The organism is [Clostridium] polysaccharolyticum (genome assembly GCF_900111595.1).
GTDB classification, from domain to species: Bacteria; Bacillota; Clostridia; order Lachnospirales; family Lachnospiraceae; genus Clostridium_AI; species Clostridium_AI polysaccharolyticum.
On record NZ_FOHN01000014.1, the window covers coordinates 18,685 to 35,568 of the forward strand.

Sequence of the window (16,884 nt, forward strand, 5' to 3'; positions counted from 1 at the left end):
TATATTCTTGATAACCTTGATGATAAAGAGAAAAGAAATAATATACACTTCTGAATATTTTTCTGCTTCGTAAGCCATATTAACATGTAGACTTTTCATTTTACATGGAGGATATTATGAATCACATAATTCATTCTACAGTGCTAAAACAGTTATACCAGAAGAGTACTGATGTACTCATAAGACCGATTGAAATTACGGGGCAGAATGCTCTATCAGTCTCTATCTTCTGTGTGGATGGGCTTGTGAACTCACAAGTTCTTGATTTAACTATACTTAAGCCTATCGCCACAGAAGAGGAACTAAAAAAATGCAAAAACCAGATGGATCTCGCCAATTATTTATTGAACAACGGTGGCGGCTACCATGCTTTTGCTTCTTTTGTCACTGATTTTGACCAGTTAAACACAATGGTTATGAGTGGTATGGCTGCTATTATTTTAGATGATATACAGGCCGCTGTTGTATATGATGTCAGAACCTTTGACAAACGTTCCGTATCGGAACCATCGGAAGAAGGAACAATGAAGGGAGCAAAAGACTCCTTTATTGAAGTATTACGAACAAATACTGCACTGATTCGCCGAAGAATCCGTTCTCCGTACTTAACAATTGAACAGATGTATGTGGGAAGGCTTTCCCGCACTGATGTTGCACTTGTGTACATGAATAACATCTGTAACATGAATCTGGTGGACCAAATCCGTAAGAAATTACAATCCATTGATATTGATAATATTTGTACTTCTTCTTTTATTGAGGAATTTATTTCAGAGAATAAAAATTCCCTTATGCCGCAAGTTATGTACACACAGCGGCCAGATCGATGCTGTTCGAATTTAACTGACGGACGAATTGTTCTGGTCGTGGATGGCATTCCATATGTCTATGTACTGCCTTGCCAGTTCCCAATGTTATTGCAATCCTCTGAAGATTATGCAGAAAGTTTTTTAGCAGGCTCTACTCTTCGCTGTCTAAGATACATTACTTTATTTGTATCTTTGCTCCTGCCTGCTTTTTATATAGCAGTCACCACATTCCATGTGCATCTGCTACCGTTGCCAGCACTTTTATCTATTCAGAAAGCAAAGATTAATGTCCCCTTTACGTCGTGCATTGAAGTACTAGGATTACTGCTGGCATTTGAGATTTTAATTGAAGCTGGACTTCGGCTGCCGAAAAATATAGGTTCCGCAATGTCCATCGTTGGTGGACTAGTCGTCGGTCAGGCTGCAGTAGCTGCCAATATTATTTCACCAGTCGTGGTCATCATTATCGCCCTAGCAGGAATTGCTGGATTTACCATACCAAATCAGGATTTATCCATTGCACTTCGAATTTCCCGATTTGGATTAGCATTACTTTCGTCTTTTGCTGGCTTCTACGGTCTGATGATTGGTTTTTTATTTCTTGTTACACATCTATGTAGCTTAGATAATAATGGGGTCCCTTATATGGCACCATTTGTAGAAACAGACAAAGCCGATTTACAAGATACGATTCTTCGATATCCTGTAGAGAATTTCAAGTATCGGCCAGAAGGCATTGCACCTCAAAATACACGAAAACAAAAGTAAGGAGACTATTATGGAACCTAGAAAACGAAAGGCATCCTATCACATTTTCCTTTGGATTGCCATTCCTCTTATCCTATATATTAGCTACGTTCAGATAAACCGTTCCGAAGTGAATGATATTCATTTTGTTGAAGTATTATGTATTGACCAGCAAGATGATACCTATACCATTACTGCTCTATATGACAATGCAGGAAGCAAAAATAACGATGGCCTTCAGTCTATAGAAGGCACTGGTGATTCTGTCTATACTGCCTATACGGATATGTCACGAAAAAATTCCAAAGACATTTCCCTTGACCATGCAGACTATTTTCTAATCAGTGAGAATACTGCGAAAAAAGGGCTTCCTGACTGCCTGGACTTTATCTCTAGAGAGCCAGATCTGAAAACCAATGCCAATATTTTCATTGTACAGTCTGATAATACGAATAAACTTTTAAAAGATGCTATGGAAGAAGATTTTACCCCTTCCGAAACATTAAATGCCATATCCCAAAAAGAAACCAACAACTTAAAAAAGCCTAATAATACTTTGTTACAAGTTTTAAACAGTATGGATCATTCCTATAATAATCTTTTGATTCCTTATCTGGTGTATGACAATAATACTATGTATTTAGAAGGTTATTCTACCTTTAAGAACCAGAAACTATATGGTTTTCTTGATTACAATACTTCTTTGGCAGTGGATTTTTTCCGCAACAATTTACGCACTTACCCTCTTGAACTTTCAAGAAACTTAAATGTAGAATTATCCAATATAAACGTCACTCCTCATGTATCTTTAAAGAATGATTCGCTATTTTTGAAATTAATAGTAAAATCTGACTCTCAAATCAAGGAGGCATCAGATGCTATCGACATATTCAATCCCGATACACTCTCTAAAATGAATGATCTGGAGAAATACCGCCTTATCGAACAGTTAAGCAAAATCATTCGTATCTCTAAGAGGTATCACCTTGATTTACTTAATATTGGCTCGACATTGGAGAAGCAAACCCAAAGTACAAAGCTTAAAAAAAACTGGGAAACGTATATAGAAAATCTTGATATTTCCTTATCTGTTCAATCTGCCACTGCAAAGACCTATACAATTGACACAGATAAGCAGAAGAAAACAAATTTATCTTAATGGTTATTTATTGAATGGAAAGGTTGTAATGAAATGAAGTATCAAATCTCTATCAGACAATTTATATTTTTATTTATATTTACGGCAATTACGCCACTATTTACGTACGTTCCGCAGATTGCAGCACAAAATGCCCAGAACAGTGGTTATATAAGTACTCTGTATTTTGGTGCTATTTTGCTTGTTTACGCAGCTGTGCTTCTTCGGATTATGAGAGTCTACCCAGACCAGAACTTCTATGAAATACTATCTTCTATGATTGGTTCTGTTCTTTCCCGCTTTCTTTTCTTCTTATATGGCATATGGACATTTCTGCTGCTGATTTTTAAGCTAAGTTTCTATAACCTTTTGATACAGGCAACTCTTATGGATAACAGCCGCAACTATATCATTTTGTTTGGTTTGTTTTTCTTGGTTTTATATGCTGCTTTCAAAGGAACAAAAACCATCTTCCGTGTATCCGAATTATTGTACGGTTTATTAATCTTTTTCCTTATTGTGCTGCTCATCTTCACATTGCCAAATATCAATAAAGAATTTTTAGCACCTGTTACAAGGGAACAATTACGTTTAAATGTACCGACCCTTTGGACTTTGGCTCCTATTGGAGGAAATCTGTTCTTTCTTCTGTTTTTCCTGCGTCCAGTTTCTCATGAAAACCAGTACAGTACAGTTAAAAAGAGAGTATTCCAAAGTATATTTGTATTTTTTCTTATCAGCTATCTGACCGTATTCCTGACAATCGGAATTGCAGGTGCAACCTTAACTAGCCAGTATAGTTACTCCTTTTTTCAAGCAATCAAATGTATCACCTTTTTAAGCAGTTTAGAACGTTTTGATTCCCTTATTACTTTAATTACTGTAATCTCTGACTTTATCACCATAACCTTTTATCTGCTGCTTGTAATGAAATGCTTTACTTTAGCTTTCGGAATAGACAATTATAAAGAAATCGCTGTAATTACCCTTACGATTGCCTGTACCATAGCTTGCGTTTTTGATGTTCCACAGTATACGTTAGAGCATTATTATCGTGTAAACATAGATCGCATCAGTTTGCTTTTCCAGTATGCTATTCCTGTTATTCTGGGAATTATCTGTTGCTTTAAGAAGCCTAAGCTTAGCAGGAGGAACATAGTTGGATCGGAATAAAAGTAAGAATTCTTTCACTTTTGTTAATCATTTTAACATTTTATCAAAATCTATTTTCAGATAGAAAAATATAAGGAAAGGAATTGTTGTATTTTTACAGTTCCTTTCCCTTATAATCTCACACTATTCAAAAACGAATAATCCTTATCCAAAAAGCTTCTGCCTGAGGTGGCAGGCTTCTTGTAAATCTTGAAGAAAATCTTGCATTTATAAGCATTCCTTCTCGAAGTCCCCAGACTCCAATCCTTTGTCCAAACTGGCTGACAATCTGAGTCTCATCGGTTATTACCAGTCGAACGGTCTGACTGCTAGCTTGATTTACAAAATTTCTCACTTCATAAACAATGGTTACTGTAGAAAACTGTGGTGTAATATCCACATCAATAATTAATGCGTTATCTACTGCCATTATATTTTCCACTGGCTGTGGAATTGGTAATGGAATTGGTCTTGGTGGCCTTGGTGGTTCTGGTCTTGGTGGCCTTGGTGGTTCTGGCCTTGGTGGCCTTGGTCTTGGTGGTTCCGGTCTTGGTGGCCTTGGTGGTTCTGGTCTTGGTGGCCTTGGTCTTGGTGGCTGTGGTCTTGATGGTCCACGTCCATTGTCTTGACCACGCCCATTATTTCTTCTGCCGTCTAATTGATCCATATGACTCTCCATTTCTCCATAGCGATCCACTTTATACTATGCTATGCAGAAAGACTCAAATGTTTCCCCCCTAATACTCTCGTTCTGGAATCCACATAGCAGGTAAACCTTCTATCAAAATCAATTTAGGTTTTATCCTTTTCCTTCTTTTCATCCAATGAATACCATACGAGACTTAGCAGAATTTAGCAATCAAAAAGTTCCTTATCCCGACATTTTACTGCCAAAAGAATAAGGAACTTGCAGAATCATTACCTGCTACGGTTTTACAACTACTTTTTAATTGTAAATCTTACTGTTCTTACATTATTTGCTTTGTCTGTTACTCTTATAGAATATTTACCTGGTCTAGAAACTTTGTAACCATTTCTAATTGTATTTCCATTTAAAACAGCTGATTTTACACCAGATGCATCGGAGAACTTAATGGTTTTTGTGGAACGGTAAGTCTTTCCATTTGTTACACCTGTAACTTTAGGAAGTACTTTATCAATTACAAAGCTTACTGTTCTTACATTATTTGCTTTATCTTTTACTGCTAATCTGTATTTGCCTGATTGTCCAGCTTTAACACCGCTCTTAACCGTTTTTCCATTTAAAGCAGCTGATTTTACACCATACTTATCGGAAAATGTAATTGTTTTTGTAGTGTTGTAGTATTTGCCATTGGAAACCCCCTTCACTGCTGGTGCTGTGTAATCAATGCAGAATGCTGCTTTTGTGTAATTTCCTGCAAAATCCCATGCTGTAACGTTTTTCTGTCCTTCTCCGTAGTAGAAGCTTTCTTCGTTACCCATAGGTTTTCCATTTACAGTTGCTTTCTGAATCCCAACATTATCCAAAAGTGTTACTTCAACATAGTCATTATAATATCCGCCATTTCTAACACCTTTGATTACAGGTTTTGTCTTATCTGCTGGAAAAGAAGATTTTCCAACTGTAGAAACTTCTAATAACTTGCTATTTAAGCAGTCTTCTAACATCCATGTTGCTGTTTTCTTATCGTTTTCTAATTTTGCTTCTTTATCTGCATATTTAATCTCTTCTGGAAACGTGATGGAAATACGTGTGAATTCTTCTTCTTCGTCTTCGTAATCTTCATCCTCAAGATCATTTCTGCCTAAAGTTCCTTCGTGCACCCCCTGAAAAGAATCTTTTTTTACAGTGCATTTAGCTAATATTGCAGAGCCATACTCACTAGCTGCAGAACCAAAATAAGCTTTACCAAATGCTTTTTCATCCGTTAAAAGTTTTGCAAGTTCTTCAGGTGCTGTATAATCTACAGACTTTGTAAAATCTACATATTTAGTTCCTTTATATGTTTCTTCAGACTTAGTAAATCCAGCCTTTTCTAATGCAGTAATATAAGCAGAACCACCCATTGCCATGTACACGTCATACTCCGCCTGATCCATCATTAGTGTAATTGCCATGCTTCCTGTACCATCCGCATTCATTTTAATATCTGCTGCATCTCCACAAGCAGTTAAAAGAACCATACATAAAACCATGAGCAAAACGCCCGTTATTTTCTTCATTTAGTTTCCCTGCATACACGCATTTTTAATGCTTGCGCGTAAGAAAGTCCCTCCTTTATAATTATTTTATAGCAATTGTATCATAACTTTAACAAGATTGGAAATATTTTTTACATACATTCTCTTCCTTTTTTTATATCCTTTATTAAAGGTTCTATACTCTCTCTATTTGTAAAATCAACAGGACAGCGTAAATTTCCAATAAAGCCTTGTGTCTTGCCTTTTCCTGTTTTAGTTGTTTGCATTAGCAATTTAAATAACAGAATAATAGCTTTATCAAATATTCCTAGTCTTTCATAATTAAGTCCACCTTTGACATAATAATACCTTAGCTGCCTGCGCTGCTGGCTTGTAAACTGCCTTCTCCAGATCTTCTCCACTCTCTTGGTATCGGGTTCTTCTAAACCTACCATTAATATGTATATTTTTTTGTGAACCAGATATGTCCAGTTCTTCAGCAGGAAATCCATCCCTTTGAGTGCTCCCAGATATACACTTCCCCCAATAATAAGCGTATCATAAGATTCTAAATCACTCAATTTTACATTTTGTATTTCCCTTAATTCACAATCTAATGCTCTTGAAATCCATTGTGCATATCGTAGCGTATACCCAGTCTTCGAACGAAACAGTACAACTTCCTTACCCATATTTTTCATCCTTTCTTCTTAACGACTACTCTTCTACCCTGTATAAACTTAGTATAGAGGAAGTTATATATTTCGTCAAGAAATGGGATCGTCTCCAGCAAGTATCGGCGATTAGCAATTGCTATTGGAATTTTTTACTCTGATATCGTATATTCAATGAAATTTTTGCGGTACACTGACGGAGCCTCATGGAAACGCTTTTTAAACATTCTGTAAAAATAAGTCCTGTCATCAAATCCGCATAAATTCACAATCTGATCAATGCTTATATTAGTCGTTAAAATCAGTTTCCGTGCAAGCAGCATCCTGTTTTCTATGATATATTCAAAAGGAGTCATGCCCATAATCTCCTTAAAAGTTTTACTAAAAAAATTTTTACTTAATCCACATTGTGCTGCTAAATCATCCAAGGTAAAATGCTTTTCCAGATTATTGTCTATGTAAGTTTTACATGATAGTATCAGATCATAGTGTCTTAATGCACTTTTGTTTACCTTTAAAATTCCCCCGCTCTGAATTTCAGAATCTATTCTTTTAAAAATCTCTTTTAACAGCTCTTTCATCGTCTCCTGATTCTCCGTTTTGCTTTCATGAGCCAGTTCCACTACCCTTGCAAACAATTCTTCAAATTCATCAATCTGCCTTGTAAGATAGTAATCTGGATAATCGTCAAAAAAACCATAATCCTCAATCTGTGTATTGCTATCCGTAACCCAGTAAGGAATCGTGGTATTATAACAAGTTTCCCGTTCCTGGCTTTTTACTGGATCAAATGCAATTCCATATCCAAAATAGCCAGCAATTCCTTGTGTTTCAACACCAGGTTTTCTTAAAAAGATATTTCCTCGCATAGTACAGTATTTTTTGCCCGCTGTGGTCATGCTGCCAGCACCACCCGTTATTAATTCCACCTCATAAAATCTTGTAATACGTTTTGGATATGGTTTTCCAGGAGGCAAAAACAAAGTTTCTGACTTTGTATTGGTAACATCAACAACAACTGGATTGAAATCCATAGTTATCCACCTCTTGTTCTCTCGTTTTTTTAATCTTGTAAATTCGATTAAATTCTTCGTTTGTGTTACCATTCTAACATTTTTTTCGAATGAAGAAAACAGTAATTTCCTAGAACATAGAAAAAGCACCTGTCTTTCGACAAATGCCTTTTCATCACTTATTCAGATATTACTGCGGAAACCTTTTTCAGATTAAGCTTCCATTGTAAAATACTTGCATTCCGCTTTCCTTTAATCCAGATACATTGGACCAGTCTGTATTGGTTATACGTGCCTGAATATCAATGGAACCTGAATTTGGAGCAAAACTGAATGCTTCTGTAAAGTTAATCCTTACAACATATTCGTTTCCAGATTTCGTAACAGCTGCTTTTACACCAGATGAGATGCTCTTATAGTAAGGAGCTACATTTAACTGTGCTGCTGCGTTATCAATCCATAAATTCATATCTTTTGTATCATTCTTTGTGAAACGATATTCAATTGATAATTTTGATAAATCAATTGCACTAGAACCTTCATTTTTAATCTGATATACCTGATTTAAAGAACCTGTTCCTGAAGTAGATGCTGTCACTTTAATACCACTTGCAGATACTGGTGCTTTAGAAGGTGCTACGCTTGGCGCTACACTTGGTTTCACGCTTGGTGCTACCGATGGTTTCACACTTGGTGATGGACTTGGTTTTACGGATGGTGATGGACTTGGTGCAATTGATGGTGCTACACTTGGTGCCACACTTGGCTGTACTGGCGTGCTTCCATTACCGCCAACACGATCCATCTGTGCTAAAGATAATACGAATGCTGAGTTCCAGTAAATATCAACTTCATTTGTAGAATAGCATTCAGAATGGTCTACATAACATTTTGCTGGTGCTTCACCCTGTACATATGCTTTTGCAATGCTATCTTCTATATCAGCATCTGGTCCACCTACCATTGCACCTTTGATGGCCTGTCCTGCTGCCATAGATGGCCTGTGATGTGGGTTCTTAGGAGAAACGGTACCATAACCTGTTACATAAGACATTCCCATAGGGTTCTTACCAAGAATATAATTTACATGTTCAATTGCTGAGTTCTTATATTCCTGTTTTCCGCTAATCTTGTAAGCATCCATCATTAAGTTTGCATAGTTTAGAGTAACCATGTTACTTCCCCAGATGAAATTATTTCCTGTGGAAATTCCATAAGCCTCGCCCTGTGCATTGCTTAATAATCCATTTGCTACGGATAAAATCTTGCTTTCAATCTTGGATTTAATAGAAGAATCCTGATTTGCAGCTTTTAAGTATAATACATTCCCATACTGGCCAACTGACTGCCAGCCATATTCTGTTTCAACACCTGAATTTACATAATTCTTAAATGCATTATGGTATGTGCTGTCACCAGTTGCATAATATAGTGCTGCTGCTGCATAGTATCTTTCATCACGGTCATTGTTATCACCATATTCACCTGTGTTGATGCCACTTGGGTTTACTACTCTTTGAGAACCATGAGAGCTTAAATAATTCCATGCTTTTTTCGCTGCATCTAAACATGTTTTTGCAAATGATGCATCTGTATTTTTATATGTATCGTAAGCTAATGCCATACAAGCTGCGAAATCACCAGTTGCAGTTGTAGAAATTGGGCATACGATTAATTCATTGGTTTCTTTGTCTGGCATTACATAAGATGGGAAGTCAGCACAGGTTACTTTGTGATATACACCACCGCTTCCTTGATCCTGCATCTTAAGCATCCATTTAAATTGTCCTTTTAATTCATCTAATACATCCGCTGTTCCATTGCCACTCTCTGGAATATTGGTGTTATCAGAAAATGCAGCTTTATTAGCCTGATAAGCCAGTAAAATATCAGAAACTGCCTTGGATGTAGCAACTACATAACGTCCATAGTCACCAGCATCATGCCATCCGCCAGAAACATCAATGTAATTATTGGTTCCGAAGATACGAGCTTTTGCTGTATGGCAAGCTGGATGTGCAAATGCACCGCCAAGAGAACTTGGAATTGCTTCACATCTTTGTAAATAGAAAAATCTCATGGAATCTTCAAATACATCATCATATACGGAATCGCTAATTGCAAATTCAAAAGAATCTGAACATCCATTTGATACAATCTTATAAGTACCTGGTGTTGTTACCTTTGAAAAATCTGCTATTTTATTGGATTCACGAGCGATGGAACTGCTTTTTGAAGTAAGAGATCCTGTGTAAACAGTTTTGTTTGTTTCTGTGTTTACTACAGAGAAGCTGCTGCCCATGTTAGAACCACGTAATACAGCGATTTTTGTATCCGTTGTTTTATAACCAATCTGGTTAAGATTGATATCCTGTTGTTTCTTTTCATCGGATGAATAATTAATGTTGCTTCCGTCTAATAATTTTAACTCTACATTATCCAGATAAATCTGGTGTGCTGGTAAAGAAGCACCACAGTTCCCTACACTAAAGCAAAGTCTTGGAACAATGTCATTTTCTTCTTTCATTGTAAACTTAACATCTACTCTTTGTGTAGAACTGTTTGTTTTTACACTTCCGTCATAATATCCACGGTAATCTCCACCATTTAACTGGATTCTGTACTCTACTGTTCTAGCGATGGAAGAAGAAATATCAAAAGATAATTCATACACACCGCCTTTATACATCTGGAATCCTTCATGATATGCCTGCATGGAATAATTCACGGTTCCTGTATCCTGTACATTCAGAACTAATTTTCCATTGCTGACATTCATAGTTCCTTTTCCGCCTTCTGCTGTGAAATAGTTCCAGTCAGCTAATCCATTGTTTAAATTGCCATTGGTAATTAAGTTTGTGTTTGTTGGCTGCTGTTGCTGCTGAGCTGCTTTTACAGCAATTGTACCTTGAACTGGCCCTGCTACTGGAGCTGCTGCTAATGCTAAAGCAGCCAGTACTGCTAATCCTCTTTTTCTCATAGTATCATTCTCCCTTTTAAAATATTTTTTGTTAAGCTTGCTCTATTGTTTTTTTTTCTTATTGCTTGCACACAATTAATAAAGCACTGTCAAGTCTTTCTCTGTAAATCCTGCTCCAATGCTGGACCAGTCATCATTTGCCATACGGACCTGAATCTGCACACTGCCCGTATTTGGCTGTAAAGTAAATGCATTTTTAAATGTTAATTCTAATACATAATTGCCTGCATCTTTTTTAATGACAGTATTTACGTCTGAATTAAAACTTGTATAATAAGGTGCCACATTTAACTGTGCTGCTGCATTGTCTACGAATACATTCATATTTTTTGCATCTGCTTTCTGGAATGTATAACGGATTGTTAATTTAGACAAATCAACTGCACTGCCATTGGATGTAATAGTGTAAACCTGATTTACAGAACCAGATGCTGTTGTATTTACTTTTACATCTACATTTCCAGATGGTGCTTTGCTTGGGTTTACAACAGGTGATGGACTTGGTGCTACGGATGGTTTTATGCTAGGTGCTACGGATGGTGCTACGCTAGGTTTTATGCTAGGTGCCACACTTGGAGCAGTGGAACCAGCTTTTAATGCCGCCTTAAATGCTGCCAAAGCAGAAGCACTTGAATTGATTCTCCAGTCAGTTTCTTTATTTTCACCGAACCAGGATACTAATTTGATTCTTGGATATTTTGTACGGATTGTATTAAATGTTTCCGTAATCCATGCTGCTTTATTACCACCAATTTCTGTACTAGAGAATTCCGTAATGAAAATTGGTTTGCTGATTGCACACAATGCCTGGTATGGAGCTGCGAAAATGGAATCAAATGACTGCCATGTACTTCCCCAGGACTGTGTTGTTCCCCAGTTATAACCATCAATTGCGATATAATCTACATAAGCATCGCCAGGATAGTGTCCTGTATATGTACTTCCAGAACCACAGTTGCCTGCATTTACGTTCCAGATAAACTTAACATTTTTTGCACCCTGCTGACGGAAAATATCAACAACATGACGATACGCTGCAATGTAAGTCTGATTTGTATTTACCTTACTGTCACCGATTGCCCAGTCATACCAGTTTCCGTTTGCTTCATGCATTAAAGAAATATTGATTTCTTTATTATATGCTTTCATATCATTTGCCATCTGTCTGATGTAGCTGTCTTTCTGGCCGCTGCTGATAGCGGTATTGCTTAGTCCCCATGGCTCCCATGTGATAATAGCCTGTGAACCGTTATTATAGATAGAATCCATAATAGTATTTTTAATGGAATTGAAATTCGTACTCCAATCCATATATGCCATAACGGTATCCAACTTATAATCCGCTAACGACTGCCAGGTATTGATTTCAGATGTATTGGCCTGCACCCCAAGCCATGCACCTATTTTCAAACCGCTATCGTTCATGGAAATGCTTGCAGATACTGTACTGACGCACATTGCAATAGCAAGAACTGCTGTTGCTAAAATTTTTGTTACTCTCTTTTTCATAGATTTACCTCCCTTTAATCCGTTACTTTGTCTTATTATAAAACCATATAAAATGCAAAGCAAACACTATCATGTTACAGAATGTTGACTATATAATTCAGGTGCGCAACATGCATAAATTCCTTACGTATTCTGCATTATCTTTAAATACTCTGCTAACAGATTTCATTCTCTCGCCTCCTTTCTTATACTTCTATTATACTATTAAGTTATTATGTTACTCAAAACTTATTTTGTAAAAATGCATAAAGTTTGCGTTTTCCAGGGCTTTCGCTGTTTAAAGAGGACTTAGGCTCTGCCACGTCAGGCGGGTATAATTAATTTTGTTTCCCGCCTGTGTGCTTTTAAGCCCCTCTCTCTATTTTCATGAAAACACCCAGAACCTTCCATCGGGCATTGGATACATTTTTCCTGTCATGCGATTTTTTATTTGTCCAGTATGCAAGTCGCGTATCAAAACACAAGACGGCTCTTTGGATGTTGCATCTTTTTGAAAATACAGATTATCCAGATCACGAAACATAAAAACTTCGTTTTTTTCAATCGGAATCTCACACGTCTCTGGCCAAATTACTCTATAGCTATCTTCTTTAGGTTTATACCCTAGCAGTAATGGCCTTGTTTTTAATGAGAGATTCGTATATTCCTGTTGTATATCCAATGTTACTTCTGCCAGAAGTGTCAGCTTCTGTTTTTCTGGCTGATAATAAAGTATCTGAAATTTTTTCCTTTCAAAATCAGCTGCCAGAAAAGCTAATTTTCCTTCATCATAAACAGGTGGAGCAATATAACGGTTTTTCTCTATAGTAAGTGGGCAATGTTTTTTTCCATCTGGAAAATGTAGCAAGGAACACATTGTGCCTTGATACTCGCCTTCATTCCTAAACATTTCACTAGCCTGGTAAAATGTAAGAGGACTTTCTATACAGGAATACCACTGTTCTGTGCCTAATACTGGCTCTAAGGTACAATGGGCGAGACCTTCAAATATTTTTTTACGTAACATATGCTACCTCTTTTCATTGCATGGATATATATATTGTTATTATTGGATTTTGATGGGATGAGATATGCATTGGCATGGTAAAACAATTTTCTGTATAAAGAAACGGCATCCACTTAATCTCTACAGAATAATTGGATGCCATTTTCTATTCATAATATTCTATTTTGATGTACCCGCTTCTTAAATCACTTCAACTAACTCTCCGTCATAATACACTTCTGTCTTTCCTGCAGCAAACCCTGAAAAGCCTGACCAGTCCTCCTGATAAATGCGAATTGTCATCTGTGCAGTACCATTTGCTAAATCTAACTCTTTATTACAGCCAATTTCCACATAGTCACTAGCACAGCTTCCTGATACACAAGATGTCAAATCCTGATACCAAGGTGCCTTAGATAACTGGGCTCCTGCACTGTCACAAGCTACAAGAAGTTTTTTGCTATCGTTTTTTGTGTAATGAAAACGAATTTTTATCTTAGATAAATCTATGCTTCCCTTGCCGTTTCCTGTAACGGAATAATTCTGAAGAACCGTATTCCCCTGTAAGTTACTTGTCACCGTTACCTTCGGTGCTGCCCCTGAAACACTTGGTGCTTTAGATACAGCTGGACTTGGACTTATAGCTGGTGCTTTGCTGGCTATCGGTGCTGGACTTGGAGACGGTGCATTACTTACCACTGGTGTCGGACTAACGGCTGGTGTTTTACTTGCTATCGGAGATGGAGACGGAGCTGAAACTGCCACATCTCCCACCTTGCACAAATAGAAATCATCAAATGATCCCCAGGCATTTGCCACAGCCAAAACCGATACTCCAACAGTTACTGTTCCATCCTTTCCAACATAGATTCTCTTTACACAAGGATTTTCCCACTCCTGCCAGCTTGACACTTTTGATGCTTCTTCATAATGTTGTCCATTGCTATCTGCAAATAATACAAATCTAGAGTTATTGCCTGCATCTCCACCTTGCAGATATCCACTAAATTCATAATAACCTGATGTTAAACCTCTTACAGTCTGTGTTGCTTGGAATGTCATGTTTTTATCATCCCAGAATTTAAGGCAGGCTTCTCCGTTTCGTACATTAGAGGCTTCTTTCTGCACTGATACACCATTTCCACTGATACTCCAATTGCTGCTGCCACTTTCAAAACCTGGGTTTGCCAGCAGGTTTGGTCTTATAATGGAAAGGTTACAAATAATACTGTAAGCAGTTCCATTGGCAGATGCAGTTCCATGAATAATATAGTTCCCAAGACCTTTTGCTATTGCTGACTGTAATTCCTGACTATTCCATGCGACAGTCTTATATTCCGCAGTTCCATTATTATAAGCAACCCGTATAGACTGTGGCAATGTAATGTTTTTGCCCAATTCCCCAGTTACTGTTAATTCATCTTCAATGCTGTCAACAAGTTTTGGTGCAACTGCTCCAGAACCAGCAAGACGGAATACATTTAAAGAAGCTAGTGGTTTTCCTGTAAAGTCGAACATGGCCTGATTATCCCAAGAAGAACCTCCGTACCAGCTTGCTGCATCACTTTCATATTCTCCTGCATAGCTTGAAGCCCAGCCTGAACCATAAGTCTGCCATTTCTGTTTATTAGATGCTAATACGCTAGCTGCATTGGATGCATTTTTCTGATATACCCCAACAGGAATCCATGCTGGTTCCCAGTAAAACACTCCAAGTCCAGCTGTTCCAACATCAGCTACTGCCTGCATGACATCTCGAACTACATTTGCCTGTCCTTGTACCGTTGCAGGATAACTTAAAGAAGAAACGTCTTTTTTCGTCACAGTATTTTCATGGCCATCACCATCTTCTAAAGTATAAGCATAGGACACTTCCGCAACCATAACTTTTTTGTGGTATGTATTGGCAACAGAAGAAAGTACATTGGTTAAGTTGTTTAGTGTTCCATGCCAGAATGGATAATAAGAAGTAGCAAATACATCATAATCCACGTTATATTGCTTCAAATAAGCTGCATAAGATGTATATCTTCCTGACGTCTCTGGATTGGTGTAATGTATGGCTATCCAAATATTTTTATTCAATGATTTTGCTACGGAACGGACTGCTTTGCATCCTGCACTATACAGTCTGCATTTATTGTCAATGGCTGTTTCCCCACACATGCCATTGTTCGTTTCATTTCCAACCTGAACCATAGCTACATTTACCCCGGAATTTATTAGGGTACGCAACGTTTCTGTAGTCCAGTCCGTAATGGCATTGGCTTTCTGGGATACCGAATAATTCCTCCATGCCTTTGGAGCGGACTGTTTTCCTGGATCTGCCCAGAAGTCACTGTAATGGAAGTCTATGAGCACCTTCATTCCTGCATTGGTTGCCAGTTTTCCAAGGGTAACTGCTTTCTTTACATCATTATTTCCTCCACCATAACCAGCACCATTGGCATTATAAGGATTGTTCCATACACGGATTCTGGCATAATTCACTCCTGCCTCTTTTAGCAGATCAAAAAAACCTTGCTGTGACAGCTTTTCTCCATTCCATCCTTTAAAAATAACCCCACTGTCAATTTCACTTATATACGAAGAAATATCCACCCCTTTGATAAAGTCCGAATTCATTCCTGTTACTTTGGTTACATTTATATCTGATGTCACTGGGACTGCCTCCTGGATTTTCACTAAAGAAACCTGATCAACTGCAACCGTAGTAGATGCGCCACCTGCAAGGCAGATTCCAATCTCATAATTGGATCTGGCTTCTGTTAAAGTAAATTCCATAGTAAATTTACTCCATTTATTCCAGCCACCTGTTGCCACAGTCTCTCCTTTGGCATCCTGAGTATAGAAATTGGTTTCAATTTTGGGATCTCCCATTGTTTTACCACTTAACAGATACGTACCTGCTGGCAAATAATTGACTTTCTGTGTCAGACAGACATATTGCGTTGATCGGGCATTCTGATTAATCCAGAACTTTTGCATGTATTGTCCATCTGGTATGGTTAAATAGTCATCCTGCATCTGCCGGCTTTCGCTTACATAATTCCAGTCGCAAGAAAGAGACCATGCATTGTCCTCCCATATACTTTTTTCAAAACTGCCATTGGCCAAATAACTTGAGTCTGCTGCATGGGGTTTGATTACCCCTACATGCGAAATAGGTGTAACTGTGCCTAATATCAGTGCACAAGCTACACCTGTTATCCGCTTAAATGTCTTATGAATCATATTTTTCCACCTTTCCATAAGCAAAATCATACGAACAAAGTCTGAGTTCCTCAGACTCTCGCAACTGGAATGTAAGGGCACTTTTTATTTGATAGGGAAGGACTCGCAGAGAACTTTCCTGTCAAATAAAAAAGTAAATTGACAATTCCCAATTTCTCAAAGAAATTTCCTTAAAAGTTATTAGGGAATTGGCAAATAAGGACTTAAACTTCCTTATGCCAACCCATGTAAATAAAGAGGTCGGTGGCAGATATTCTGGTCATAACTGGCAAATGCCACGGATATCATAACAATCAGTGGGATTACCATAAACATAACCACACCTAGAATTGGAAAGAACAAAAGCGTTACGTGGAATTTCTAATCCAGATAAGACTTTACATCCTCCCCAAAAGAACTGGTGTGTTTTCCTTGTTCCGCCACCTCCTGCCACCGGTACACTTTTACCCGATTCCACAGGTAAAGGGTTGCGAAAGCAAG

General features: G+C 37.7%; 11 protein-coding genes. 3 read left to right on the forward strand and 8 right to left on the reverse strand.

Annotated elements, in window-relative coordinates; genetic code table 11:
* The first annotated feature begins 116 nt into the window (after positions 1 to 116).
* The 3 genes from BMY85_RS09735 to BMY85_RS09745 are packed head-to-tail and all read left to right on the forward strand — an operon-like array spanning position 117 to position 3,867.
* Positions 117 to 1,577, forward strand: coding sequence for a spore germination protein (locus tag BMY85_RS09735; protein WP_177180733.1), 1,461 nt, complete (start codon positions 117 to 119; stop codon positions 1,575 to 1,577).
* Between the two features lie 10 nt (positions 1,578 to 1,587).
* Entirely contained in the window at positions 1,588 to 2,715 is a 1,128-nt protein-coding gene (locus BMY85_RS09740) for a Ger(x)C family spore germination protein (RefSeq protein WP_092478086.1), read from the forward strand.
* A gap of 33 nt (positions 2,716 to 2,748) precedes the next feature.
* Positions 2,749 to 3,867 carry a GerAB/ArcD/ProY family transporter gene (locus BMY85_RS09745; RefSeq protein WP_092478087.1) on the forward strand — a complete coding sequence of 373 codons (1,119 nt, stop codon included), beginning with the start codon at positions 2,749 to 2,751 and terminating at the stop codon, positions 3,865 to 3,867.
* 127 nt (positions 3,868 to 3,994) lie between these two features.
* On the opposite strand, the gene BMY85_RS15650 is transcribed toward BMY85_RS09745, so the two are convergent.
* The 8 genes from BMY85_RS15650 to BMY85_RS16070 all read right to left on the reverse strand — a co-directional run bounded on the left by BMY85_RS15650 (position 3,995) and on the right by BMY85_RS16070 (position 16,404).
* Complete coding sequence (locus tag BMY85_RS15650) at positions 3,995 to 4,513, reverse strand: hypothetical protein (RefSeq protein WP_177180734.1); 519 nt, start codon at positions 4,511 to 4,513, stop codon at positions 3,995 to 3,997.
* Positions 4,514 to 4,785: 272 nt separating this feature from the next.
* Positions 4,786 to 6,051 (reverse strand): hypothetical protein, encoded by a 1,266-nt coding sequence (locus tag BMY85_RS09755; protein WP_092478089.1) that lies wholly within the window; start codon positions 6,049 to 6,051, stop codon positions 4,786 to 4,788.
* A gap of 110 nt (positions 6,052 to 6,161) precedes the next feature.
* Positions 6,162 to 6,701 (reverse strand): flavodoxin domain-containing protein, encoded by a 540-nt coding sequence (locus BMY85_RS09760; protein ID WP_177180735.1) that lies wholly within the window; start codon positions 6,699 to 6,701, stop codon positions 6,162 to 6,164.
* A gap of 134 nt (positions 6,702 to 6,835) precedes the next feature.
* On the reverse strand, positions 6,836 to 7,717 hold the full coding sequence (locus BMY85_RS09765) for a helix-turn-helix domain-containing protein (protein ID WP_177180736.1): 882 nt from the start codon (positions 7,715 to 7,717) through the stop codon (positions 6,836 to 6,838).
* Between the two features lie 187 nt (positions 7,718 to 7,904).
* Positions 7,905 to 10,676 carry a glycoside hydrolase family 9 protein gene (locus tag BMY85_RS09770; protein WP_092478092.1) on the reverse strand — a complete coding sequence of 924 codons (2,772 nt, stop codon included), beginning with the start codon at positions 10,674 to 10,676 and terminating at the stop codon, positions 7,905 to 7,907.
* A gap of 75 nt (positions 10,677 to 10,751) precedes the next feature.
* The gene (locus tag BMY85_RS09775) at positions 10,752 to 12,185 is read right to left on the reverse strand and encodes a glycoside hydrolase family 26 protein (protein WP_092478093.1); all 1,434 of its coding nucleotides are present in this window, start codon (positions 12,183 to 12,185) and stop codon (positions 10,752 to 10,754) included.
* A 364-nt stretch (positions 12,186 to 12,549) separates the two neighbouring features.
* Positions 12,550 to 13,191 (reverse strand): hypothetical protein, encoded by a 642-nt coding sequence (locus tag BMY85_RS09780; RefSeq protein ID WP_092478094.1) that lies wholly within the window; start codon positions 13,189 to 13,191, stop codon positions 12,550 to 12,552.
* Between the two features lie 180 nt (positions 13,192 to 13,371).
* Positions 13,372 to 16,404 (reverse strand): glycosyl hydrolase 53 family protein, encoded by a 3,033-nt coding sequence (locus tag BMY85_RS16070; protein ID WP_278280405.1) that lies wholly within the window; start codon positions 16,402 to 16,404, stop codon positions 13,372 to 13,374.
* Positions 16,405 to 16,884 lie beyond the last annotated feature (480 nt).